This is a genomic window from Microvirga antarctica (assembly GCF_017921815.1).
GTDB lineage: Bacteria > Pseudomonadota > Alphaproteobacteria > Rhizobiales > Beijerinckiaceae > Microvirga > Microvirga antarctica.
The window spans coordinates 1-280 of record NZ_JAGEMM010000201.1; the positions used below are offsets into that span (position 1 = coordinate 1).

General features: G+C 53.9%; 1 protein-coding gene. It reads left to right on the plus strand.

Features of this window, described 5'->3' with window-relative positions; translation table 11 throughout:
• Nucleotides 1–280 (plus strand): FtsK/SpoIIIE domain-containing protein (locus tag J4G32_RS21485; RefSeq protein WP_210497781.1); only part of this gene is annotated, 280 nt, incomplete at both ends.

The window sequence follows — 280 nt, forward strand, 5'->3', positions numbered from 1 at the left end:
TCGCCGCTTACCGTGGTGTTAGGTAAGGATATCGCGGGCGATCCGGTAGTGGCGGATCTGGCGAAAATGCCTCACCTGCTGGTGGCCGGTACGACCGGTTCCGGTAAGTCGGTCGGGGTTAACGCCATGATCCTCAGTATGCTGTATAAAGCGCAGCCGGAAGACGTTCGCTTTATCATGATCGACCCGAAAATGTTAGAACTCTCGGTCTATGAAGGTATACCGCATCTGCTGACAGAAGTTGTTACCGACATGAAAGACGCGGCTAACGCGTTACGCT